This is a genomic window from Streptomyces sp. CBMA156 (genome assembly GCF_014596515.1).
In the GTDB taxonomy this organism is placed as follows: domain Bacteria; phylum Actinomycetota; class Actinomycetes; order Streptomycetales; family Streptomycetaceae; genus Kitasatospora.
Map to the genome: position 1 here is coordinate 1 of NZ_MSJQ01000136.1, position 23,899 is coordinate 23,899.

Sequence of the window (23,899 nt, forward strand, 5' to 3'; positions counted from 1 at the left end):
ACCAGCACGGATGCGCCGCCCGGCCCCGCGCCAGGATGCGATCGCACGCCCCTGGCGCACCCCGCACCCCACCCGGCGGTACCCCGCGCCCGCTCACGGCCGGCCCACCGGCCTCGTCGGCGCCGATCGGGAATCCGTCCCTCCGGCCGGAACCCGGCTTTGCTCCCGGCGGTCCGGTGGCATAGGTTTTCGACGCCGTCGACGCGCCACCGCTGCTGACCGCCCCTCAGTCCCCGGGCGGACGAGGGCGCGAGGAGCCCGGCGGCCGTACGCACGGGGGAGGAGCCGCCATGCCGCAGGCCCGCGACCACCGGTCGACCGGGTGGCGAGGACCGACGGACCGCACCGCCCACCGGCGGCCCGCGGCCGGCCCGCGACCGACCCCGATCCACGCCACCGGACACCCGAGGAACCGTCAGTTGCGCACCGTCAGACTCGTCACCGCCACCGCCGCAGTCCTCGTCTGCCTGGGTGCCCTGAGCGCCTGCGGCCCGGAGGACTCCGGCGAGGACGCCGGAAAGACCGCCGCCCCGGCGGCCGGCGGCACGCCCACCACCAACCCCACCAAGCCGACCGGGTCCGAGAAGGGCATACCGGACAAGGCCTGGATGGACACCAAGAGCATCCCGATGGACGAGAGCTACCACTACACGCCGCTGGCGGCCAACGCCAAGCAGCTCTCCGGCCCGGTCCAGTTCAAGGGCATGGAGCTGTGCCGCGAGGCGCTCGCCAAGGACGACGAGCCGCTGTTCACCGGCACCGCCACCGCGAAGGCCTCGGTCGGCTTCGGCGGGGACCGCTGGACCGCCCAGCAGACCCTGCTGTTCCACGGCGACCCGACCCGCAGCAGCGCCGTCAAGCAGTCCACCAAGCTGGCCGAGGGCCGCCTGACGGAGGCGCTCAAGTCCTGCGCCAAGACCGCGCCCGGCGCCACCGTGAAGGTCGACAGTGCCCAGGACGCGCCCTACTTCGCCGCCGTCCTGACCGTCCCGCAGGCCGACGGCGGCACCGTCACCCTGCACGAGTACGTGGTCAGCGACGGCGGGGTGGTCAGCGAGCTGGCCGTCTGGGCCACCGCCAAGGCCGGCGCCCAGCCCAAGGACCCCTGGAAGGCCCCCGAGGACAAGTACGTCGGCACCGGCATGACGGCGCCGATGTGCGAGGCCCTGCCGGGCTGCGACGGGCACTGACACCCGGCGGCCGTGCGGGCGGGCGCCCGCCCGCACGGCCGGGCTCCTGGCGGTTCCTTCAGGCCGGCTCCCGGGGAGCCGGCCTCACAGCCCCAGGACGCCGAGCGCGGTGGTCCAGTCGTTCGCGATCGCGCCGCGGGCCGCGTCGAGACCGACCCGGCCGCCGCACACCGCGTTCTTGAGCTTGGTCTCGACGGAGTCCTTGCTCTGCGCCGGCTGGCTGCCGTAACGCGGCTCGGGCCACAGGTTGGCCGGGTCGCGCGGGGCACCGCCGAGTTCCAGCGGGACGAAGTGGTCCTCCTCGTAGTCCGCCGTGCTGGTGTCCGCGTAGCCGTAGGCCGCGATCTGCTGCACCTTCAGCGCGTTGGTGTAGCTGGTCGGCGGGCGGACGGTGGCGGTCCAGCCGGAGACGCAGATGGTCTGCCCGATGGTCGCCTGGGTGACGTCCGGGTTGTACGCACCCGGGGTGCAGTTCGGGTCGGGCAGCGGCAGGTACGCCTGCGAACAACCCGTCGTGAGCGGGGCCTGCCCGGCGACGGGTCCGGCGGCCCGCGCGGTGCCGGTGGCGAGCCCGGCGGCCGCGAGGGCGGCCGCCGAGGCGATGACGGTGAGACGGTGACGGAGCATCATGGGGGAAGCACTCCTCGGCCGGCCCGGCCCCTCGCCGGGCGACTGCGTTCATGACAGCACCGTCCGGCCGGCCACCGTCAGACCCGGGGGCGTGAACGCCTGGTGCCCGCGCCTCCACAACCGTCGCGGGGCCCGCGCGCCGGGCCCCGAGCCCACCCCCCGTCGGCCGGTCAGCCCCGCGGGACCGCCAGTTCGGTCTCCCGGCGGGTCCGGTCGCCGGGCACCGGCAGTGCCACGCCGGTGCGCTCGAAGCCGGCCTTCAGGTACATCGCCTCGGCCCTGGCGTTGTCCTCGTGGACGAACAGCCGCACCCGCTCGATCCGGGGCTCGGTGAGCGACCACGCCCACTCCTGGACGGTCCTGATCAGCTCGCCCGCCAGCCCGGTGCCCCGCGCCCGCGGCCGGACGTAGACCCCGACCACGTGCACCTGGTCGACCTCGACGACATCGCCCTCCAGGGCCCCGTTCCCGCCGGCCCGTTCGACCACCCCGGTCATCGAGCCGAGCCAGCTCCCGTCCTCGGCCTGCGCGATGAACTGCGCCACGTGCGGGTCCGTCGCGGCCCGGGTGGTGCGCTCCTGCCAGAACTCGTCCGGTCTGGCCGCGGCCTGCTCGTGCCTCTCCAGGAAGGCCACGGACGCGACCGGGTCCAGCAGCGCTTCCAGGCGGAGGTCCCTGGCCTGCGGCCAGTCCTCGATCCGTACCCGTCTGATGATGATTCCGGTGCTCATCGCGTGATCATGTCACCGGCACCGGCGGCCCACGCAACCCGGTTTTCGGCGCCGCCGGCCGGCCCTCAGGCCCTGGACCGCTCCAGCAGCAGCGCCAGCAGCGCCGCCGGCCCCTCCGGCAGGCTGCCGTGGACGAGTTCGGTGCGGTGCACCAGCCTGGGCACGGCGATCGGCGCGTACCCGACTCCGAGCGCCGCTCCGAGCGCCCCCGCGAGCACCGGCTCGGGCAGCAGGGTGAGCCCGTGCCCGGCCGCCACCAGCGCGAGCAGCCCGTGCAGGTCGGTGCCCTGGTAGCGGGTGGCGGGCCGGAACCCGTCCACGCCGGTGGCCGCGCGCAGCCGGGCCGCGGTGGGGGTGAGGTCGGGGGCGTCCAGCCAGCGGGCGGCGGAGAGGTCGGCGAGGGCGAGGCCGCCGCGGCCGGCCAGCGGGTGACCGACGGGCAGGGCGACGGCGACCGGCTGCTCGGCCACCGCGACGGTGCGCAGCGGGCCGACGTCGGGCAGCGGCAGCGGGTCGCTGGGCGCGGCCAGCCCGTCGATCAGGGCGAGGTCGACCTCACCGGTGGCGACCCGGGCGGGCAGGGCGTCCTGGGCGAGCACCCGGACCACCGGCTCCATACCCGGATACTCCCGGCGCACCTCGCCGAGCGCGCGCCCCAGCGTCGCCCCGACCGCCAGCGGGGTGACCCCGAGCACCAGCCGGGCGCTCGGAGCCCCGGCCAAGCGCGCGACGTCGGCACGCGCCGCCTCCAGCCGGACCAGCAGCGGCGTGGCGTGCTCCAGCAGCCGCCGCCCGGCCCCGGTCGGGCCGACCGGGCGGCGGACCAGCACGGCGGTCCCGAGGTCCGCCTCCAGCGCGGCGATCTGCTGGGAGACCGCGGACTGGGTGTAGCCGAGTTCCCGCGCGGCGTCCGAGAAGGAGGCGAGCCGGACGACGGCGACGAAGGTGCGCAGCTGCTGCGGGTCCACGGCGGTCATCAACCGATCTGATCGGAACTTAAGGAATCATCGTTGGCACTGATCCTGGGTGCGGGGTCAGGATAGCCGCATGACCTACCTGACCCCGCGGGTCGCCCTGGTCGGCGACCGCTCCCCCGCCGTCCGCTCGCACGCCCGTGTCCCCGGTCTGCTGGACGCCCTCGCCGAACACGACCGCCTCGTGCTGGACGCCTACTGGATCCCGACCGGGGACGCCGCCGAGCCCGGCGCCCTGGACGGCTTCGACGCGCTCTGGCTGCTGCCCGGGAGCCCGTACCGCAGCGAGGCGGGCGCGCTGGCCGCCGTCCGGACGGCCCGCGAGCGCGGCATCCCCTTCCTCGGCACCTGCGCCGGGTTCCAGCACGCGGTGCTGGAGTTCGCCCGGAACGTCTGCGGCCTGACCGGGGCCGTCCACGGCGAGGAGCGCCCGGACGGGGAGCAGCAGGTGATCGCCCCGCTGGCCTGCTCGCTGGTCGGCCACGAGGGGGCCGTCACGATCACCCCCGGGAGCCTCGCCGAACGGGTCCTCGGCGCCACCCGCACCCTGGAGCGCTACCACTGCGCGTACGGCCTCGACGGCGCCTACCTGGACCGGCTGTCCGCGCACGGCCTCAGGTTCAGCGGCGTGGACGGGTCGGGCGAGGTGCGCGTCCTGGAGCTGCCAGGCCACCCGTTCTTCCTGGCCTCGCTCTTCCAGCCCGAGCTGTCCGGCGACGGCACCCGGGCGCATCCGATGATCCGGGCCCTGGCCGGCGCCGCCGTGGCGCACGCGGACGCGACCGCCCCGACCGCCCCGGCCGCTCCGACCACGCCGTCCGCCACGGCCACCCCGACCGTCATGACCGCTCCGCCCGCCACGGCCTGAGCGCACCTCACAGCGGCAGCGAACGCAGCCGCACCGGCCCCTCCGGCCAGCCGGTCCCCGCCACCAGCGGCGCCCACATGGTCCGCAGCGGCATCTGCGCCAGCCGCCCCTCCGGCTGTTCCACCGTCACCGCCTCCGCCACCTTCCGGAATCCGAGCCCCCGGTAGAACGCGGCCAGCGGCGGATGGCAGAACAGCAGCGCGTACCGGTGGCCGAGCGTGCCCGCGTGGTCGAGGGCGGCCCCGACCACGGCCTGCGCGAGGCCGCCGTGGCGCCGGTCGGGCGCGACGCAGACCCCGCCGACGCCCATCGCCACCAGGTCGGTGCCGCCCACGGTGAGCGGCAGCGGCCGCAGCCCGGCGTGGGCGACGAGCCGGCCGTCGTCGGCCCGGACGCCGAAGTGGATCTCCTTGGGCAGGAAGGCCAGCCCGGTGTACGCGACGCCGTACGGGTCGTCCACCGGGCCGAGGATCTCCTCCTGCTCGGCGCGGCCGTACCGGGTGAGCCGTTCGACCACCGGGGCCCCGGTGAGGTGCTGCTCGGGAGAGAAACGATCATTCATTCCGCCATGCTCCCCTCCCACCAGGGCCGATAACCAGTCCCTTCCCGGCCACTCGATCCGATGATCATCCCGGCGCCGCACCGCTGCCGGGCCGGTCGCCGCGGCGGCCCGTCACCACGGAGGCCCGACCGAGCCGCCGAACCGCCGAGCCGGCGTCAGGCCGCCGCGCGCCGCGCCAGCTCCGCCCAGACCTCCGCCACCCGCGCGTCCAGCTCCGCCAGGCCGGCGCTGTTGTCGATCACCAGGTCCGCGATCGCCAGCCGGTCCTCCCGGGAGGCCTGCGCGGCCATCCGGGCCCGGGACTCCTCCTCGGTCGTCCCGCGCAGCCGGACGAGCCGGTCCAGCCGCACCTCGTCGGCCGCGTCCACCACCACGACCAGGTCGAACAGCGGCGCCAGCCCGTTCTCGGCCAGCAGCGGCACGTCGTGCACCACGACCGCGTCCGGCGCGGCCGCCGCCTCCAGCTCGGCGGAGCGGGCCCGCACCAGCGGGTGGACGATCGCGTTCAGTGCCTTCAGCCGCTCCGGGTCGGCGAACACGACCGCTCCGAGCGCCGGACGGTCCAGCGTGCCGTCCTCCCGCAGCACCTGCGGGCCGAACTCGGCGACCACCGCCGCCAGACCGTCCGTCCCGGGGGCGACCACCTCGCGGGCGATCACGTCGGAGTCCACGATCACCGCGCCGCGCGCGGCGAAGAGCCGGGACACCTCGCTCTTGCCCGCACCGATGCCGCCCGTCAGTCCGATCTTCAGCATGTCCGTCAGGCTACCGGCGCGGCACCGGGAGCGTCAGCACGGGGCGGCGACGCCGTGATCCCGCACCACCGGCGCCCCGGTCAGCCCAGCTCCAGGCTCTCGCCCTCGGCCAGCACCGCCAGTTCCGCCCCCGTCCCCGGCCCCTCGGGCCCGACCAGCCGGGTCTGCACGGCGAGCCCGATCGGGCTGAGCACCGCCTCGTGCACCGGCACCGCCCGGCGCGGCCCGGCCTCCCGGACGTAGTCGATCACCTCGGAGGCCTTGCTCCAGGGCGCCGCGAGCGGCAGCAGCAGGGTCTCCACGGCGTGCGGCGGCACGGTGAACGCGTCGCCGGGGTGGAACAGCCGGCCGTCGAAGAGGAAGCCGACGTTCGGCACCCGCGGGATGTCCCGGTGGATCTCCGCGTGCCACTCCCCGTGCACCGAGACGCTCAGCCCGCCGGGCCCGCCGATCTCGAAGACGTCACCCTCGCCGACCACGCCGACCCGCTGCGCCACGCCGTCCAGCCGGTCGGCGACGGCCCGGTTGGTCCACACCCGCAGCGCCGGGTCGGCCTCCAGTGCGGCGCGCAGCCGGGACTCCTCGAAGTGGTCCATGTGCTCGTGGGTGATCAGGACGGCGTCCGCCCCGGCCAGTGCGGCGGGGTCGGTGAACGCTCCCGGGTCGACGACGACGGTGCTGCCGCCGTGCTCGACGCGTACGCAGGCGTGTCCGAACTTGGTGATTCGCATGCCGAAACCCTACAGCAAGACTGTACAGCAAGGCTGGATACATTCCGGATAGACTCCCCCCATGACCAGCGACACCCCCCGCCCGGACACCCTGGAACTCGCCGCCGACCTGCGCGCCGCGCTCGGCCGCCTGGTCCGCTCCCTGCGCGACGGCGACGAGCTGCCGCAGAACCAGGCCGCCGTCCTCGGCCGGCTGGTCCGCGACGAGCGTTCCTGCACGGTCGCCGAACTCGCCGCGCTCCAGCGGGTCCGCCACCAGTCGATGGCCCGCACCGTCACCCTGATGACCGAGGCCGGACTGGTCACCCAGCAGCCCCATCCCACCGACGGCCGCAAGCTGCTCGTCACCGCCACCGAGGCCGGCCGCACCGCCCTGCTCGACCAGCGGGCCCGCCGCGAACACCGGATCGCCACCGCCATCGAGTCCCGCCTCAGCCCCGCCGAGCAGGACCGGCTCCGCGCGGCGGTCGCCCTACTGGACCGGCTGTCCTGAGCCGACCAGGCCCTTGGCCACCGGCTGCCCCGCCGACTGCTCCACCGGCTCCTCCACCGACCGCGGCGCCGGGACCGCCGCCGTCCCGACCTCCGGCAGGTCGACGTGCTCGCTCAGCCCGAACCGCCGGTGCAGCCGCCGCAGCGGTGCGGGCGCCCACCAGTTGAACTCGCCGAACAGGCTCATCGCGGCGGGCACCAGCAGGCACCGCACCAGCGTCGCGTCCACCGCGACGGCGACGGCCAGCGCGATGCCCATCTGCTTGACCATCAGCATGTCCCCGAGCGCGAACCCGGCGAAGACGATCACCATCAGCAGTGCCGCCGAGGTGATGATCCGACCGCTGCGCTGCACGCCCAGCTCCACCGCCCGGACGCAGTCGTGCCCGCGCAGGGTCAGCTCCCTGATCCGGGAGAGCAGGAACACCTCGTAGTCCATCGACAGCCCGAAGGCGAACGCGAAGACCAGCACCGGGATGAAGGTCTCCAGCCCGCCCGTCGGACTGAACCCGAGCAGCCCGCTGAACCAGCCGTCCTGGAACACCAGGGTGAGCGCGCCGAGCGAGGCCCCCAGCGAGAGCAGGTTCATCAGCAGCGCCTTGACCGGCATCACCACCGAGCCGGTCATCAGGAACAGCAGCACCAGCGTCCCGACCGCGACCAGGCCCAGCGCCCACGGTCCGCGCGAGAGCAGCTCGTCCTGGAAGTCCACCACCGAGGCCGCGCCGCCGGTGACGTACGTGGTGAGCCCGCCCCGGTCGGCCCGCAGCTCCTGCACCACCTGCTTGGCCTGCCCGCCCTGCGGGTCCCCGTGCACCAGCACGTCGATCGTGGAGACCGCGTCGCTCACCGGCGAGACGGCCCGCACCCCGCTCACCCCCGGCAGCTCGGCGACCACGTCGTCCGCGTACGCCTGCGCCACCTTCGCGCCGCCCTCGACCACCACCGTGACCGGCGCCTCCGAGGCCTGCGGGAAGCGCTGGTCGATCGTCTCGGCGACCTGCCGCCCCGCCGAGGAGGCGGGCAGCACCGCGGCGCCGGAGCTGCGCATGTCGGCGTGGAGGAACGGCGCCCCGGCCGCCATCAGCAGCGCCACCGAGGCGAGCGTGACCGCGACCGCCCGCTTGCGCACCCGGCGCACGGTCCGGCTGAAGAACCCCTCGTCCGCGACGGGCGCGGTGGGCGCCTTGATCCGCGCCCCGGCGAAGCCGAGCAGCGCGGGGATCAGCGTCAGCGCGGCGGCGACGGCGATCACCACCACGCTCACCCCGGCCGCCGCGACCGCGCCGAGCACCGGGCTGGTGAAGACGAACAGGCCCGACAGCGCGACGGCCACGGTCAGTCCGGAGAAGGCGACGGTGCGCCCGGCGGTCGCCGCGGTGCGTTCCACGGCGGCGGCGATGTCCGCGCCGTGGCCGCGCTCCTCGCGGAAACGATTCACCATGAGCAGCGCGTAGTCGATCGAGAGGCCGAGCCCCAGCACCGTGGCGATCGGCAGCACGCTGGTGTCGATGTCCATGATCCGGCTGAAACCGAACATGGCCAGCAGCGCGCCGCCCACCGAGGCGACCGCCCCGATCACCGGCAGCGAGGCCGCCGCCAGACCGCCGAAGACCAGCACCATGACGATCAGCGTGAGCGGCAGCGTCACCAGCTCGCCGAACCGGGTGTCCCGCTCGGTCTGCTTCTTGACCTCCTGCTGGAGCACCAGGTCCCCGCCGACCGTGACGTGGGCGCCGCCCGTCCCGTCCAGCGCCGCGAGCCGCTGGGTGACGGCGTCGGTCTGGGCGGTGCTCGCGCTGTCGGCCATCCGTACGGTGACCAGGCTCGCCGCCCCGTCGGCGGAGCGCAGCGCGGCCGGCGCCGGGCCGGGACCGTACGCGTCGAGCGCGGAGGAGACCCCGGGCAGACCGGCGATCTCGGCGGTGGCCCGTTCGACGGCGGTCCTCACCGCCGGATCGTCCACCGGCCGGCCGTCCACCACGGCGGTGACGGTGCCCTTGGCCGGGTCGGCCGCGGTGACCACCGCGCTGCCCCGGTCGGCCTCGGCGCTGGCGGAGGAGGCTCCGGCCACCGAACTCTCGAAGACCCGGCCCCCGATCAGCACGCCGACCGCCAGGACGACGGCCCAGAAGCCGAGCACCCAGCGACGGTGGCGGAAGCAGAACCGGCCGACGGCCGCGAGCCGGCCGCCGACCACGGCGGTGGGGGCGGCGGAGGAGGGGTTGCGCATGAGGAGCCTTTCGGGCAGCTCCCCTCAATCTAGGTGCAACCCGAACTCCGGCCTATAGATGGGCAATGAGCCCCATCTCACACTTTCCTTCACATGAACATCACATAAGTGAAGGCGGTATAAGCCGGGCCCGGACCGCGGGAAGAGGCCACCGCGGACAACGAAATGGGCCCCACCCGGAAAGTCCGGGTGGGGCCCACCGTCTAGCTATCGGCTAGCGGGAAGCGAGAGCCTCAGCTCTGGCCGCCGGCCAGCTTCTCGCGCAGGGCGGCGAGGGCCTCGTCGGAGGCCAGGGCGCCCGAGCCCTCGTCGCTGCTGGACGAGTAGGAACCACCGGCGGCAGCGGCGACGGCGTCGCCACCCTCCTCGGCGGCCTGGGCATCGGCCTCGCGGCTCTTGATGACCTGCGCCTGGTGCTGCTCGAAGCGGCTCTGCGCCTCGGCGTACTGGCGCTCCCACTCCTCGCGCTGCTTCTCGAAGCCGGACAGCCAGTCGTTCGCCTCGGGGTCGAAGCCCTCCGGGTAGATGTAGTTGCCCTGGTCGTCGTACGAGGCGGCCATGCCGTACAGGGTCGGGTCGAACTCGACCTCGGCCGGGTTGGCACCCAGGGCCTCGTTGGCCTGCTTGAGCGACAGGCTGATGCGACGACGCTCGAGGTCGATGTCGATGACCTTGACGAAGATCTCGTCGCCGACCTGGACGACCTGCTCCGGGATCTCCACGTGGCGCTCGGCCAGCTCGGAGATGTGGACCAGACCCTCGATGCCCTCGTCCACGCGGACGAACGCACCGAACGGAACCAGCTTGGTGACCTTACCCGGAACGACCTGGCCGATCTGGTGGGTACGGGCGAACTGCTGCCACGGGTCCTCCTGGGTCGCCTTCAGCGACAGGGAGACACGCTCGCGGTCCATGTCGACGTCGAGAACCTCGACGGTGACCTCCTGGCCGACCTCGACAACCTCGGACGGGTGGTCGATGTGCTTCCAGGACAGCTCGGAGACGTGCACCAGGCCGTCGACGCCACCCAGGTCCACGAAGGCACCGAAGTTGACGATCGAGGAGACGACGCCGGAGCGCACCTGACCCTTCTGGAGGGTGGTGAGGAAGGTCTGGCGGACCTCGCTCTGGGTCTGCTCCAGCCAGGCACGGCGGGACAGGACCACGTTGTTGCGGTTCTTGTCCAGCTCGATGATCTTGGCCTCGAGCTCCTTGCCCACGTAGGGCTGGAGGTCGCGGACGCGGCGCATCTCGACGAGCGAGGCCGGAAGGAAGCCACGGAGGCCGATGTCGAGGATGAGACCACCCTTGACGACCTCGATGACGGTACCGGTGACGATCCCGTCCTCTTCCTTGATCTTCTCGATCGTGCCCCAGGCACGCTCGTACTGAGCGCGCTTCTTGGACAGGATGAGACGACCCTCCTTGTCCTCCTTCTGGAGAACCAGGGCCTCGATGTTGTCACCGACGGCGACGACCTCGTGCGGGTCAACGTCGTGCTTGATCGAGAGCTCGCGGGACGGGATGACGCCCTCGGTCTTGTAACCGATGTCGAGGAGGACCTCGTCACGGTCGACCTTCACGATGACGCCCTCGACGATGTCGCCATCGTTGAAGTACTTGATGGTCTCGTCGATGGCGGCGAGGAACGCCTCGGCGTCGCCGATGTCGTTGACCGCGACCTGCGGGGTGGTGCTGAGGGAGGAGTCGGTGGGGCTCGTCATTAGGAAAAGGGCTCCGGTACGGACATGAAAGTCGTAGGTAATGCCACGCGGAGGGCCCGTATCGCTCCCACCGAAAGCCGGACAGCCAAGAACACGGCGCACCGGGATTCCCGTGAACAACGAGAACCGGTGTCCGTCTTGCGACCGTGGGGTCTTCGACAGATGCGAGCGCGACCTGCTCCGTCCGAGGCGCGCAGGCCCGCAGCGCAACTTGTAGCATACGGGGACGGCCAGGCACGGTCAATGCCGAAGGACGGCAAGACGGTGGAGCCCGGTACGGATCAGGCCATATCCTCCGGATGCGCGCCTCGCGGCGGCGCCCGAAGGGGCCTTCTGTCCCCGGATGCCACCGCCAGGATCCGAGCCCTCACGGGCCGGTTCGCGGCAGCGGCGCTTCCGCATTCCATACCCTACGCGATGGGCATTGTCACCGTGGCCACCACCCCCCAGTCCGACTTCCACGATCTTGACACCTCCGTGGCCGGACCCTTCACGGACACCGACGAGGCCGAGGCCGAGGACGGCGACGACGCGGTGCGCCGCGAGGCCGGCACCGGAGAGAGCAGCCGGGCCAGCCGGCACTGGTGGGACCGCAACGCCGACGAGTACCAGGACGAGCACGGCGAGTTCCTCGGCGACGACCGCTTCACCTGGTGCCCCGAGGGCCTGGACGAGGCCGACGCCCGGCTGCTCGGCGAGGTGGCCGGCCGGGACGTGCTGGAGATCGGCGCCGGCGCCGCCCAGTGCTCCCGCTGGCTCGCCGCCCGGGGCGCCAGGCCGGTCGCCCTGGACATCTCCCACCGCCAGCTCCAGCACTCCCGCCGGATCGACCTCGGCCGCGGCACCGCGCCCGTCCCCGTCGTCCAGGCCGACGCCGCCGTGCTGCCGTTCGCCGACGCCTCCTTCGACCTCGCCTGCTCCGCCTACGGCGCCGTCCCGTTCAGCGCCGACACCGTCGCCCTGATGCGCGAGGTGCACCGGGTGCTGCGACCCGGCGGACGCTGGGTGTTCTCGGTGACCCACCCGATCCGCTGGGCCTTCCCGGACGAGCCCGGCATCGAGGGCCTCACCGTGGCGTCCTCCTACTTCGACCGCACCCCGTACGTCGAGCAGGACGAGCAGGGCCACGCCAGCTACGTCGAGCACCACCGCACCCTCGGCGACCGGGTCCGCGAACTCGTCGCCGCCGGCTTCCGGCTGGTGGACCTCGTCGAGCCCGAGTGGCCGGCCGGCCTGGAGCAGGAGTGGGGCGGCTGGTCCCCGCTGCGCGGGCGGCTGATCCCCGGCACGGCGATCTTCGTCACCGAGCGGGGCTGAGCCGCCTCATGAACCCGGCCTGGCGCGAACTGCCCGTCCGCACCGCCCTGCCCGCCCTGCACCTCGCGCTGGAGGAACACGGCACCGCCGTCCTCGCCGCACCGCCGGGCACCGGCAAGACGACACTGGTGCCGCTCGCCCTGGCCGGGCTGCCGGACGCCGGGCCCGTACGGCGGGTGCTGGTCGCCGAGCCCCGGCGGCTCGCCGTACGGGCGGCGGCCCGGCGGATGGCCTGGCTGCTCGGCGAGACGGTCGGCGGCCGGGTCGGCTTCACCGTGCGCGGCGAGCGTCGCGTCGGCCCCGGGACCGTCGTCGAGGTGGTCACCACCGGCGTGATGCTGCAACGGCTCCAGCGCGACCAGGAACTTCCCGGCGTGGACGTGGTGGTGCTGGACGAGTGCCACGAGCGGCACCTGGACGCCGACACCGCGCTCGCCTTCCTGCTGGACGTCCGGGCCGCGCTGCGACCCGAGCTGCGGCTGGTCTGTGCCTCCGCCACCTCCGACACCGCGGCCTGGGCCGAACTCCTCGGCGGCGCCCCGGTGGTGGAGGCGCACGGGACCTCCCACCCGGTCGAGGCGGTCTGGACACCGCCGCCGCGCGCCGTCCGGCCCGCCCACGGCACCCGGGTGGACCCGGCGCTGCTCGACCACGTCGCCTCGACCGTCCGGCGGGCTCTGAGCGAGCGCGAGGGCGACGTGCTCTGCTTCCTGCCCGGCGTCGGCGAGATCGCCAGGGTCGCCGGACAGCTTGGCGGGGTGGCGGCCGAGGTGCTGCAACTGCACGGCCGCGCCCCGCAGGCCGTCCAGGACGCCGCCCTCACCCCGTCCTCCGCCCGGCGGGTGGTGCTGGCCACCGCCGTCGCCGAGTCCTCGCTCACCGTGCCCGGCGTCCGGGTCGTGGTCGACGCCGGGCTGGCCCGCGAGCCGCGCACCGACCACGCCCGCGGACTGGCCGGGCTGGTCACCGTCCGGGCCTCGCTCGCCGCCGCCCGCCAGCGCGCCGGCCGGGCCGGACGCGAGGCCCCCGGCGCCGTCTACCGCTGCTGGAACGAGGCCGAGGACGCGCTCGCCGCCCGCTTCCCCACAGCGGAGATCGCGCTCGCCGACCTCACGTCGTTCGCCCTCCAGGCGGCCTGCTGGGGCGACCCGGACGCCACCGGCCTCGCCCTGCCCGACGCCCCGCCCGCCGGGGCGATGGCCGCCGCCCGGCAGACCCTCCAGGCCCTCGGCGCCGTCTCCCCGGACGGGCGGGCCACCAAGCGCGGCATCCGCCTCGCCCGCACGGGGCTGCACCCCCGGCTCGGCCGCGCCCTGGTCGACGGGGCTCCCGCCGTCGGCGCCCGCCGGGCGGCCGAACTCGTCGCGCTGCTCTCCGAGGAGCCGCCCCGGGCCCTCGGCGACGACCTCGGCGCGGTCTGGCGGACTGTCCGCTCCTCCCGTGACCCCTACGCGGGGCGCTGGCGCGACGAAGTCCGCCGCCTGCTGCGCGCCACCTCCGACGAACCCGCCACCGGTCTGCCGGATGCCACCGCCGCCGGGCTGGTCGTCGCCCTCGCCTTCCCGGAGCGGATCGCCCGCGCCCGGGTGGAGCGGCCCGCCCCCGGCGAGCGCAGCCCGTACCTGATGGCCGGCGGGACGGCCGCCGAACTCGCCCCGGGCACGGCGCTCGGCGCCCTGCCCTGGCTCGCCGTCGCGGTCGCCGACCGCCCGGCGGGGTCGCACTCCGCCCGCATCCTGCACGCCGCGGCCCTGGACGAGGCCACCGCGCTGGTCGCCGGGGCGGCGCTGGTCGCCGCGCGCGACGAAGTCCACTGGGACACCCGGCGCGGCGAGGTCGTCTCCCGCCGGGTCGAGTCGCTGGGCGCCATCGAGCTGGCCGAGAAGCCGCTCAACCGCCCCGACCGGGCCCTCGTCCGGAGCGCCCTCCTCGAAGGCCTCACCCGTGAGGGCGTCGGCACGCTGCTCACGTTCCCGTCCAGCCTCCGCGAGCGTCTCGCCTTCCTGCACGCCGCCATCGGCGATCCCTGGCCCGACGTCTCCGACGCGGCGCTGCTGGAGCGCGCGGAGGAGTGGCTGGAGCCGGAGTTCTCGCGCGCCCGCCGCCGCTCCGACCTCGCCAGGATCGATACGACGTCCGCCCTCCAGAGGCTCCTCCCCTGGGCCACCGGCGAGGCAGGACGCCTCGACGAACTCGCCCCCGAACGCATCGCCGTACCCAGCGGGTCGAAGATACGAGTCGACTACACCACCGAACGCCCGGTCCTGGCCGTCAAGTTGCAGGAACTCTTCGGCTGGAAAGCCGCCCCCGCCCTGGCCGGAGGCCGCGTCCCGCTGACCATCCACCTACTCTCCCCCGCCGGCCGCCCCGCCGCCGTCACCAGCGACCTGGAGGGCTTCTGGCACAACGGCTACCGCGCCGTCCGAGCAGACCTGAGGGGCCGCTACCCCCGCCACCCCTGGCCGGAGGACCCGACGACGGCCGAACCCACCCGCCGCACCAACACCCGGAAGTGACAGGAGAGGACGACATTCGCCATGGCACTGACCGCCCCGACCGTCACCCGTCCCCGCGAAGCCGAACTCCCCTTCGCAGCTCTGATCCTGGACTTCGTCGGCGTACTGACCGCCAATGCCGGACCGGCGCACCGCGAATGGTGCCTCACCCAGGGCCTCGACGCCGAGGCATGGCGGCACACACTCGGCCACGAGCCGGAAGCCGGCCGCCTGTACACCGAACTCGAAGCCGGCCGGTTGAGCCAGGCGGAGTGGAACCGGCGCGTGGCTCCCATCCTCGGCGTGCCGGAGCACGAGAACCTGATGGGCCGGGCGTGGGCAGGCGTCCAGCCGGCCGACGACATGGTCGCGCTCGCCCGCTCGGCGCGTCAGGCCGGCCTGACGGTCGCGCTGCTGTCCAACTCCTTCGGCCTCGACCCGTACGACCCGTACGAGGCCCTGGGTGTATGGGAGTTGTTCGATGTGACGGTGATCTCCGAGCTGGAGGGTGTGGCCAAACCCGATCCGGCGATCTACCAGCTCACCTTGGACCGGCTCGGACTGCCCGGCGAGGCCTGCGTCTTCGTGGACGACCACCCGAGGAACCTGCCCCCGGCCGAAGCCCTCGGCATCACCACCGTCCTCGCCGACGGCACCCCCGGCGCCGCCCCCCGCATCGCGGCCCTGCTCGGAGTGCCTGCCACGCCCTGAGCTGCCGCCAAGACGGCTGACAGTCAGGCCGTTCCTGCACCGGGAGTGGAGCGACGGGGTACGGTCCGCCTTGAGGCCGCTCACCTTCGGAGGCTCCCATGACGCAGTGGTCCGATTACTCCACCGGCCAGCGCATCAAGATGTTGCGGGCCGGCATGACACAGGAAGAACTCGCCGAGGCCGCCGGGGTGTCCGTGCCGACCGTTCGCAAGGCCGAGAAGGAGGGCGGCAGTATCGGCCTCCCCTCGCTGCTCAAACTGTCCGCCGCACTGCACGCGGACGTGTCGGTGATCCTTGGACAACAGGCACCCCGAAGGGCATCTCTGATCGGCGACAGAGCCATGTTGCGAGGGCTGTCCCGCACCGTGCACGACACGGCCGCAGGGGTCGGAACCGATGTCGAACCACCGGACGCCGCAGTACTGCGGGCTGATCTGGCTCGGGCATGGGCGGACTACCGGGCCGGGGACTACACCCGCGCCGGCAGCCTCGCCTCCCCTGCCATCACCGAGGCCGCTGCCCTCCTGCGCTCCGCCTCAGAGGGCGAGCGGTGCGCGGCTCATGGCATCCTCGCCGACGCCTACCGACTCGCCTCCTACACCGCCCAGTTCCACGGCGCCCGAGACCTCGCGTACTCGGCGATCGGCCACGCCCGCCACCACGTCCACATGGCCGCAGACCCTCTTCGGGCCGCGATGGTGGACTGTGGCCGGTCCTGGATCTACATGCGCGACGCCCGCCTCGACCAGGCCACCACCACCGCCGAGACCGCGTTCGCGTCGATCGAACCCCGCTACGCGGAACGGGACCCGGAGACGCTGGCCACCTACGGCTGGCACGTCACCTTCGCCGCCGTAGTCGCCTCGCGCCGCGGTGACGCCGACCGGGCCCGCGACCTGCTCTCCCAGGGACACGCGGTTGCAGCGAGAATGGGCCGCGATGTGATGATCAACGGCACCAGCTACGGGCCGACCACCGTCACCGCGCAGGCCATCGGCATCCACACCGTCATGGGCGATCCCGGTAAAGCCCTGGCCCTCGCCCGCAACCTCGGCGACCTGTCCCCACTCCCGCAGGCCGCCCGCAATCGGCTCGCCCTGGACATCGCCCTCGCGCAGGCCGATACCCGCCAGTACGACGCCGCCCTGGACACCCTCCTCCAGGTATGCAGCGCACAACCCGACTGGGCCCGCCACCAGGCCCTTCCGGGGGCGATCATGCAACGCGCCGGCCACGCCGGCACCACCCGCGTGCGCAAGCTCGGCGGCATCCTCGGTATCAGTCTGTTCACCCACTGAGATCGAACCGATACAAGGCGTATCACACGGGGCCGGTACGACTTCCGAAACTGGCACTGGCCGTACGTTCACGATGAACCAACTCACCGACAGTCTTGGCATCATGACGCCAACTCAGGCTGAGCGGCCGCCCTGCCACCGCGTTCCCGTCGCCTTGTACATCGCGACCAGCGGCGACGCCGACGCCCGCATCCTCACCAGCCACGCCCGCGCCTTCGCCGAGGCCCGCGACTGGACGGTCACCCTCGCCATGGTGGACGACGACCCCTCACTCCCGCTCGATCAGCGGCCCGGCTGGCAAGTCATCACCAACGCCCTGAACGCCCGCACCATCTACGGCGTGGTCACCTGGGCCCACGACATGGTGACCGGTGGCCAGGCCACCCGGTGCACCGAGGCCGACGACCCCTGGAATTCGCCGCTCGGCGACCGGGGCGGCTTCCTCGCCGCCGCCCACACCGCCACCTCGGACCACGCTGACGGACACCCGCCGCGTCGCACCTCGGGTGATCTCGCGAGCCGCCGGGCCCTCGCGGACGCCGCTGCTGGGTTCGCCATCTGTCGGTCCTCGTTCGGCGTAGACCCCCGCGCCGTCTGACATCACCCGTAGTCGGCCGGGGCCACTCCCCACCGGCCGCCTCATCCTCCCTCTGAGGTACTCCCCCATGCTCACTGTTCGTCGCCCCCGCATGTTCGTCGCGCGCCTCGACTCCCGGATCGAATCCACGCCCCTGGCCCGCTACTTGCTGCGGGCCTACCTGGCCGGACTCCCCACCGGCGACCGCTACACCGACACCGCCGAACTCCTCCTCGGCGAACTGTTCGCCAACGCCGTCCAGCACTCCGACGCCCCCGACGACTGCCACATCGAGATCCACTTCGCCCTCACCCCGGATGACCTGCTGCGCCTCGAAGTCCACGACGCCGGCGCCAACACCCCCACCCTCCACACCCCAACGCCCTTCAACGAATACGGACGAGGGCTCCACCTCGTCAACGAGCTCGCCGAACGCTGGGGCTACTCCCCCCGCCCGGGCGGCATCGGCAAGTTCGTCTGGGCCATCATCGCCCCCGCCACCACCTGAAAGCCCCCGATGAACCTCACCACCGTCGCCCGCCACGCCCTCTCGCGCGGCCACACCCCCGCCGCCACCTATGCCCTCCTCGCCAAGCGCTCCGGCAAGCCCCTGCCCTCCGCGCGCGCCGTCTGCCTCGCCCTCACCATCCCCATCGCCGAGACCACCCGACGCCTCAACGACTGCCACGACGCCCTCCTCGCCGACCCCCGCCCGAACTCCGAAACCGACACCGGCGAAGTCCTCGAAGCCCTCGGCATCTTCGACATCCCCAAATCCCTCACCGACACCGAACTCACCATCGTCGAACACCTCCTGACCGCCATCGACGCCCACGGCAGCCTCCGCCCCGGCCACCACCACGGCCTCCAGCGCTGGATCACCACCGGCAACCTCACCACCGCCTACCTCTCCCTCACCACCACCCACCCCCTCCCCCGCACCGGCAACCCCACCACCTACTGGACCACCCTCACCACCGCCGGCGAACTCCTCACCACCACCCCCAACCCCGACGCGCGCATCAAGTACGCCCTCACCCACTGCCGCACCCAAACCCAAGCCCAATCCGCCAAGCACCAGAAGTCGGCCCCACTTACCTCCCGCGCGCCGAGCGGACGCTGACGCCGAATGGAGAGGACCGACCGTGAGCACCGCACCGACCCGACAGGATGCGGCCCTGCTGCGCCGCTATCAGCACCGGATCCTCGGCGTTCCCCGGAACCTGGTGGTCCAGCCAACCGGCTTCTGCAATCTGGACTGCACGTACTGCTATCTGCCCGACCGCGACAACAAGTCCCCCATGCCGGCAGCGGTCGCCGAGGCCGTCGCACGATCGGCAAGCGAACTGGTGGGCCGCCATCGCAAACCCCTCGGGCTGATCTGGCACGCCGGAGAGCCGCTGGCACTCGGACGTCGGCGCTTCACGGAGCTGCTCCAACCCTTCGAGGAACTGCGCCGCAAGGGCCTGTTGGAGCACGCCGTCCAGACGAACGCCACCCTGATCGACGACGAGTGGTGCGACCTCCTGACCGAGTACGGCTTCCGGGTGGGCGTGAGCATCGACGGCCCCGCAGACCTGACCGCCCGGCGCACCGACCGCAAGGGCCGCCCGGCGTTCGACCGGATCATGAAGGGAATCGGGCGGCTGCACCATCACAACGTCCCGTTCTCGTTGATCGCCGTCGTCGGCCGGGAGAGCATCGCCCACCCCGACCGGCTCCTCGACTTCCTTGCCGCACTCCGGCCGGTCAGCATCGGCCTCAACATCGAGGAGTTGGAGGGCGTCAACACCGAGCGGACCCCGCCCACCCGCGAACAGGCCGTCGGGTTCTGGCGCGAGGTTCTTGCCTGGTCTCGCCGTCAACCCGGCGGCACTGCCCCGGTACGGGAACTGGAACGCCTCGGCCGGTACCTGCGGATGAGCCGCACCCAGCGCGCCGACCGCGCATACCTGAGCCGCACGGACCCGTTGCCGACCATCGCCAAGAACGGCGACGTGTTCCTGCTGTCACCCGAACTGGCGGGTATCACCGCGCCTGCCTACAACGACTTCCGGGCCGGGAACGTGCTCGAACAGTCGATCGGCGCCATCCTGAGCCAGGCGCACCGGCTGGACTACGTGGGCGAGTTCCTGACCGGCTTGGAGGAGTGCGAGTCCACCTGCGAGTTCTTCGACTACTGCCGGGGCTCACAGGCCGGGAACCGCTACTTCGAGCACCGGACCTTCGCCATCGCTGAGACCGACTACTGCCGCGTCACCGAGCAGGCGCCGGTCCTGGCACTGGCCGACACCGTACGCAAGGAACAAGCCACGTGACCGTTCTGGAACAGCTTTCTGCCTCCGGCTCTCCCGCCGTCGCGGGCCTGATCGCCGCCGTCACACCGTCGGACGGGACGCCCACGGTCGAGTGGGGCAACCAGCCGACCTGGGACAACAGCGGCGGAGGCCCCTGGGGCAACGCCCCGTCCTGGGACAACTGGCAGAGCGCCCCCTGGGACAACTGGAACAACGGGCCCTCCTGGTCCGACTGGTCCAACCGCTGACACCACGGGCAGCACACTGTTGTCCCTCACCAAGGCCGCCCGCTGCCTCCGGGAGGCAGCGGGCGGCACCCGACCACCGACCGGAGACCCCCATGTCCACTCGCCGCTACGGCCGTGCCACCGTCACCCTCCCCGACCTGGACGACGACCCGTACCTGGGCGTCATCACCTCCCCGCCCAGGCCCGGCAGCACCGTGACCGAGTTCCGCTACACGGACCAGGACATCCGGGCCCTGGATCTCACCGAGGCCGATCTGCGCAACGGCATCGTGCACAACGTCACAGCCCAGCGCACCACTATCGAGAACGTCCGGTTCAGCTCCGTCCGGATCACCGTCAGCGACCTCGGCTCGCTCCGGCTGAGCGGCAGCAAGGCATCCCGAACCCTCTTCCGCGACTGCCGGCTCATGGGCGCAGCCATCACCGGCGCCGTGCTGGACAACGTCCTGTTCGAGAACTGCCGCCTCGACTATGCCATCTTCGACCAGGTCCGCGCGAGCGGACCGCTCGTCTTCGACCGGTGCGTGCTCACCGAGGCCACCTTCACCGGCTGCGACCTCACCGGCGCGGTGATGCGCGACTGCGTGCTGCAGGCCACCGTACTCGGGGCCGGCACGTACAAGGACCTCGACCTGAGCGACAACGACCTGTCCACCGTCCGTGGCATCGCCCACCTGCGGGAAGCCGTCATCAGCCGCACCCAACAGCACCAGCTCACCGACGCTCTCCTCGCCGAACTGAACGTCACCTACAGCGAGGACCTGCCGCAGCGCCACTGACCGACACCCGGAGGAAGAGCCCGCGTGCAGCCGCTCATCGTCTTCACCGACTACGCCAAGCTCCGCGACCGCTGCCAGATCAGTACCACGGCCGTCGCCCACGGCCATCCGGCTCACGAGGACGGGGCCGTGGTCCCGGTCAGTCGATGGACACCCGTCAGCCCCACCGAGGCCGACCTCCTGCGCGCACCGCACCACGCACCGCCGGCCGAGGCCGTCGAACTCATCTCCTTCCCCGCCCCGTGCACTCCGGAGACCACGGGTGGCCCCTGGTGGACCGTCCACCCGCCGTTCACCCCTTCACCGGGTGCCCGGTACGCCAACCACGCCACCAGCCCTGCGGGCGACCCCACCACCACGGTGAACCCCGCGAACGGAAAACGGCTCGGCATTCACCTCGACAACTGGGACCGGCTCCCGTACGCCCATCGACGCCTGTCCCGCCGCAGGCTGTGCTTCAACACGGGCCCCGGCTCCCGTTACCTCCTCATCGGCGACACCGACGCGCCGACCATCTGCCGGCGCCTCGGCAGGGATGACCCGGCGCACCACCCACACACCGACGACATCCGGGCCTACGTGCGCGCCGGGCATCCCTTGCGCTGCCTACGACTGCGGCTCGACCCAGGCGAGGGATACATCGCCCCCACCGAACTGCTGCCCCATGACGGATCCACGAGCGACCTCCCCGAACCTTCCACTGCCGCGTTCTGGCTCGACCACTGGCCGATCGGGGTGTTCCCCTCCCTGATCTGACCGACAGGACGCGGTGGCCGTGTGCGGTCCGGAAGAACGACCACCTCGCGCCCGCGTGGCAACATCTGGAAACCTTCCGCATCGCGAGGCACTGTCGTGCACGGGAAGTCGACCCCGCCGACGTCCCGCGCGGCCCGGCCTCGTCCTCTCGGAGAGTCCGGGCCCGGGGCGCCGCCCGTCGATCACTCCCAGCGCCAGCCGTTCTTGTCCTCGCAGGTGAGCGCGCGCCCTGCGGCATCGGTGCCGGTGTCACCATGAGCGCTGTTGGGGCAGAACCTACCCCGGACGATGCAGCCGCCCTTGGAATCAGTGGTGCACCCGGCCGCCTGGTGCTGCGTGGGCGTGGGCTGTGGCGCCGGCGGTGTGTAGGCCGGAGCCGGTTCGTGGGTGACCGGAGCGGCAGGGGCGGGCGCCGAGGTCGGCGCCCCACTCGCCGCCTCGGTCGCGCCCGCGGCCGGGGGCGGCGATGCGGCGAGCGACGGGGAGGCCGGGGCAGCCCCCGGGCAGTCCTCCTCGTTCTTCACCACCGACAGCGTCACCGTCATGTCCTTCACCGAGGGTTCCCCGGCGACCGGCTGCTGGGAGCAGACCTTCCAGTGACTCGGCATGAGTACCGAGCGGGTGTGGGACTCGCCCGGGTGGACGTCCTTGAAGTCCACGTTCTTGGCGACGCGGGCGTCCCGCTGCTGCAAGGCGTCCTTGGCCTTGTCCCCGTGCATGCCGACGACGCTCGGAACCGGCGTGCCGTTCGTCCCGGTGGCGCCCGCAGCCGGCGTGCCGTTCGTCCCGGTGGCGCCCGCAACTGACGTCCCGTCAGTCTCGGCCTTGCAGCCGGCCATCACGAGCACGGCGGCGATCGCACCCGCACCGAGGACGATCGCCCGCGCCCGGCGGGAAGGGCTCGCGGGACGGACTCGGTGCGGCTGGAATATCGGCGGCTGTATCACGGCAGGAAGACACACTTTCGAGTCAGTGGCGGCGCATCGCGCCGGGTTCCGAACGCGGAGAACGCCTGAACGTACCCCAGTCGAACGCGCGGTGGCATCCGCGACCGCGATCCGGGCCGACGGCCGGCTGCCGACACCCGCCCCGGCCGCCCCGGCCTCAGCTCAGCAGGCCTGCCGCACGCAGGTGGTCGAAGATGAGGCGGTCGACGGGCGACGTACGGTGCCTGTCGCCGTACGCGAGCCAGACCACCTCCTCGATCTCGTTGCTCGCCTCCAGGCGCCCCTCGTACGCCGCGGTGTAGCAGGTCATCCGGACGACGATGCCGTCCGGATGCCCGTGGGCCTGGGCCTCGAACACGCCCAGCAGTGCCGCGGACTCGGGCGCGATCGCAACGGTGAGTTCCTCCGCGATCTCCCGCACCAGGGTGTCGAGGTCGCTCTCCCCGGGCTCCCGTTTGCCGCCCGGCAGGTAGTAGGCGTCCTTGCCGCGGGAACGCGTGCTCAGCACCTTCCCGCCCTCCGTGTGGATCCAGGCCACCTTGTCGATGACGGCTGCCATGTCTCTTCCTCTCTCCTCGACCGGTCCGGCCGAACTCAATCCCGGGAACAACCTGACGGACTTCCGGCGGGCGGCCCCGCATGCCACGCGGGGGCACCCGCACCACCTGGGCGGGACGCCCCGATCGCGCAGGCCGTCGTGCCCGTCGGCTCCCCTGCCGCGCCCGCGTCAGTGGGTGTGGCCGGGCGGGCGTGGGAAGCGGCCTGCGCATCACGACGGTGCGGACCGGCGGGCTTCACCGCGACGCGGTCGGACGGGGAGAGGCCCACCAGGTCGAGGGCGTCGCGACCGTGTACCCCAGCGACTCGTACAGCGGCCTGCCCAGCTTCGAAGCGGTGAGTGTGGCCGGCCGGTCGGCCAGGTGGGCGAGAGCGCCGAGCATGACGGCCCGGCCCACGCCGCGCGACCGGAACGCCGACGAGGTACTGACCCAGTAGTGGCTGCCGACACCGTCGGCCACCACACCGACGCAGGCACCCGCGGCCACGCCGTCGATGGACGCGATGAAGACGTCCACGCCCGGCTGTTCGATCAGCGCCGTCGGGAAGAGTTCGCCGGGGCGGTGGGGCTCGAATCCGTCCAGCTCGAATCCTTCGATCACGACCCGCTCGGCCGTCCGGAGGTCCTCGGGCCGCCGCACCCGGATCACGTCGAGCGCCGGTTCTCCGACGGGCCCCGGTTGGCGCAGCATGATCGGCATCTGCCAACTGCGCATGCCCAGGTGGCTCAGGTCGGTCGAGCCGAACGGGTCCTCGACGTTCACCGCCCCCGCTGCCCGGCGGACCATCTCGGTCACCCCGGCCAGTTCGTCCGGGTCGAGGGCGGGCTCCTGGATCAGGATCCGCAGGCCCGCTCGCTCGTCGCCGTCGACCGCGACGAATCCGCGGCGCCGGATCACCTCGTGCCCCCGGCTCCGGCCGGTCGCGGTCCAGAAGGCGGCGGAGTTGCGGGCCTGGCTCTTCGGCGCCCCGGCCAGGGACACGGGCTGGTCGGTCGCAGTGGATCCTGTTGTCATCGCGCCTACG

Annotated in this window: 25 protein-coding genes; 14 read left to right on the forward strand and 11 right to left on the reverse strand. The window is 72.8% G+C overall.

What is annotated here, in order from left to right:
• The first annotated feature begins 419 nt into the window (after positions 1–419).
• Complete coding sequence (locus BU198_RS11365; protein WP_188296725.1) at positions 420–1,190, forward strand: hypothetical protein; 771 nt, start codon at positions 420–422, stop codon at positions 1,188–1,190.
• A gap of 84 nt (positions 1,191–1,274) precedes the next feature.
• Here BU198_RS11365 and BU198_RS11370 read toward each other — a convergent pair whose 3' ends face one another.
• The 3 genes from BU198_RS11370 to BU198_RS11380 form a co-directional block, all read right to left on the reverse strand.
• Positions 1,275–1,820 (reverse strand): hypothetical protein, encoded by a 546-nt coding sequence (locus tag BU198_RS11370; protein ID WP_223244250.1) that lies wholly within the window; start codon positions 1,818–1,820, stop codon positions 1,275–1,277.
• A gap of 170 nt (positions 1,821–1,990) precedes the next feature.
• Positions 1,991–2,551: a GNAT family N-acetyltransferase gene (locus tag BU198_RS11375; protein ID WP_188296726.1), complete on the reverse strand. Its 561-nt coding sequence runs from the start codon at positions 2,549–2,551 to the stop codon at positions 1,991–1,993.
• Between the two features lie 65 nt (positions 2,552–2,616).
• Complete coding sequence (locus BU198_RS11380) at positions 2,617–3,528, reverse strand: LysR family transcriptional regulator (protein WP_223244251.1); 912 nt, start codon at positions 3,526–3,528, stop codon at positions 2,617–2,619.
• A 70-nt stretch (positions 3,529–3,598) separates the two neighbouring features.
• Here BU198_RS11380 and BU198_RS11385 point away from each other — a divergent pair, with 70 nt between their 5' ends.
• Positions 3,599–4,393, forward strand: coding sequence for a glutamine amidotransferase-related protein (locus BU198_RS11385; RefSeq protein WP_188296727.1), 795 nt, complete (start codon positions 3,599–3,601; stop codon positions 4,391–4,393).
• A gap of 7 nt (positions 4,394–4,400) precedes the next feature.
• On the opposite strand, the gene BU198_RS11390 is transcribed toward BU198_RS11385, so the two are convergent.
• The 3 genes from BU198_RS11390 to BU198_RS11400 form a co-directional block, all read right to left on the reverse strand.
• The gene (locus BU198_RS11390; RefSeq protein WP_188296728.1) at positions 4,401–4,955 is read right to left on the reverse strand and encodes a GNAT family N-acetyltransferase; all 555 of its coding nucleotides are present in this window, start codon (positions 4,953–4,955) and stop codon (positions 4,401–4,403) included.
• 155 nt (positions 4,956–5,110) lie between these two features.
• Positions 5,111–5,710 carry a dephospho-CoA kinase gene (gene coaE, locus BU198_RS11395; protein WP_188296729.1) on the reverse strand — a complete coding sequence of 200 codons (600 nt, stop codon included), beginning with the start codon at positions 5,708–5,710 and terminating at the stop codon, positions 5,111–5,113.
• Positions 5,711–5,790: 80 nt separating this feature from the next.
• Positions 5,791–6,441 (reverse strand): MBL fold metallo-hydrolase, encoded by a 651-nt coding sequence (locus BU198_RS11400; protein ID WP_188296730.1) that lies wholly within the window; start codon positions 6,439–6,441, stop codon positions 5,791–5,793.
• Positions 6,442–6,502: 61 nt separating this feature from the next.
• Between BU198_RS11400 and BU198_RS11405 the strand changes: the two genes are divergently transcribed.
• Entirely contained in the window at positions 6,503–6,934 is a 432-nt protein-coding gene (locus tag BU198_RS11405; protein ID WP_188296731.1) for a MarR family winged helix-turn-helix transcriptional regulator, read from the forward strand.
• On the opposite strand, the gene BU198_RS11410 is transcribed toward BU198_RS11405, so the two are convergent.
• A complete protein-coding gene (locus BU198_RS11410) occupies positions 6,914–9,166 on the reverse strand; it encodes an MMPL family transporter (RefSeq protein WP_188296732.1) in 2,253 nt (750 codons plus the stop codon). The two genes, BU198_RS11405 and BU198_RS11410, sit on opposite strands and share 21 nt — an antisense overlap.
• Before the next feature lie 233 nt (positions 9,167–9,399).
• Positions 9,400–10,890, reverse strand: a complete 1,491-nt coding sequence (rpsA, locus tag BU198_RS11415; RefSeq protein ID WP_188296733.1) for a 30S ribosomal protein S1 — start codon at positions 10,888–10,890, stop codon at positions 9,400–9,402.
• 417 nt (positions 10,891–11,307) lie between these two features.
• Between rpsA and BU198_RS11420 the strand changes: the two genes are divergently transcribed.
• The 11 genes from BU198_RS11420 to BU198_RS11470 all read left to right on the forward strand — a co-directional run bounded on the left by BU198_RS11420 (position 11,308) and on the right by BU198_RS11470 (position 21,368).
• On the forward strand, positions 11,308–12,207 hold the full coding sequence (locus tag BU198_RS11420) for a class I SAM-dependent methyltransferase (protein WP_188296734.1): 900 nt from the start codon (positions 11,308–11,310) through the stop codon (positions 12,205–12,207).
• An 8-nt stretch (positions 12,208–12,215) separates the two neighbouring features.
• On the forward strand, positions 12,216–14,723 hold the full coding sequence (gene hrpB / locus BU198_RS11425; RefSeq protein ID WP_188296735.1) for an ATP-dependent helicase HrpB: 2,508 nt from the start codon (positions 12,216–12,218) through the stop codon (positions 14,721–14,723).
• Positions 14,724–14,744: 21 nt separating this feature from the next.
• Positions 14,745–15,413, forward strand: coding sequence for an HAD family hydrolase (locus BU198_RS11430; protein ID WP_188296736.1), 669 nt, complete (start codon positions 14,745–14,747; stop codon positions 15,411–15,413).
• A gap of 98 nt (positions 15,414–15,511) precedes the next feature.
• Positions 15,512–16,711 carry a helix-turn-helix domain-containing protein gene (locus BU198_RS11435; RefSeq protein WP_188296737.1) on the forward strand — a complete coding sequence of 400 codons (1,200 nt, stop codon included), beginning with the start codon at positions 15,512–15,514 and terminating at the stop codon, positions 16,709–16,711.
• A 103-nt stretch (positions 16,712–16,814) separates the two neighbouring features.
• A complete protein-coding gene (locus BU198_RS11440) occupies positions 16,815–17,309 on the forward strand; it encodes a hypothetical protein (RefSeq protein ID WP_188296738.1) in 495 nt (164 codons plus the stop codon).
• A 67-nt stretch (positions 17,310–17,376) separates the two neighbouring features.
• Positions 17,377–17,796, forward strand: coding sequence for an ATP-binding protein (locus BU198_RS11445; protein ID WP_188296739.1), 420 nt, complete (start codon positions 17,377–17,379; stop codon positions 17,794–17,796).
• Between the two features lie 9 nt (positions 17,797–17,805).
• Positions 17,806–18,411 carry a hypothetical protein gene (locus BU198_RS11450; RefSeq protein ID WP_188296740.1) on the forward strand — a complete coding sequence of 202 codons (606 nt, stop codon included), beginning with the start codon at positions 17,806–17,808 and terminating at the stop codon, positions 18,409–18,411.
• A gap of 22 nt (positions 18,412–18,433) precedes the next feature.
• Positions 18,434–19,606: a cyclophane-forming radical SAM peptide maturase AmcB gene (gene amcB, locus BU198_RS11455; protein ID WP_188296741.1), complete on the forward strand. Its 1,173-nt coding sequence runs from the start codon at positions 18,434–18,436 to the stop codon at positions 19,604–19,606.
• Complete coding sequence (amcA, locus tag BU198_RS11460) at positions 19,603–19,833, forward strand: multiple cyclophane-containing RiPP AmcA (protein ID WP_188296742.1); 231 nt, start codon at positions 19,603–19,605, stop codon at positions 19,831–19,833. The genes amcB and amcA overlap by 4 nt, the downstream gene beginning before the upstream one ends.
• A gap of 92 nt (positions 19,834–19,925) precedes the next feature.
• Positions 19,926–20,612, forward strand: a complete 687-nt coding sequence (locus BU198_RS11465; protein WP_188296743.1) for a pentapeptide repeat-containing protein — start codon at positions 19,926–19,928, stop codon at positions 20,610–20,612.
• A gap of 24 nt (positions 20,613–20,636) precedes the next feature.
• A complete protein-coding gene (locus tag BU198_RS11470; protein ID WP_188296744.1) occupies positions 20,637–21,368 on the forward strand; it encodes a hypothetical protein in 732 nt (243 codons plus the stop codon).
• A gap of 182 nt (positions 21,369–21,550) precedes the next feature.
• On the opposite strand, the gene BU198_RS11475 is transcribed toward BU198_RS11470, so the two are convergent.
• The 3 genes from BU198_RS11475 to BU198_RS11485 form a co-directional block, all read right to left on the reverse strand.
• Positions 21,551–22,216 carry a PASTA domain-containing protein gene (locus tag BU198_RS11475; RefSeq protein WP_188296745.1) on the reverse strand — a complete coding sequence of 222 codons (666 nt, stop codon included), beginning with the start codon at positions 22,214–22,216 and terminating at the stop codon, positions 21,551–21,553.
• 256 nt (positions 22,217–22,472) lie between these two features.
• The gene (locus BU198_RS11480; protein WP_188296746.1) at positions 22,473–22,874 is read right to left on the reverse strand and encodes an NUDIX hydrolase; all 402 of its coding nucleotides are present in this window, start codon (positions 22,872–22,874) and stop codon (positions 22,473–22,475) included.
• A 235-nt stretch (positions 22,875–23,109) separates the two neighbouring features.
• Positions 23,110–23,889, reverse strand: a complete 780-nt coding sequence (locus BU198_RS11485; protein WP_188296747.1) for a GNAT family N-acetyltransferase — start codon at positions 23,887–23,889, stop codon at positions 23,110–23,112.
• Positions 23,890–23,899: the final 10 nt, after the last annotated feature.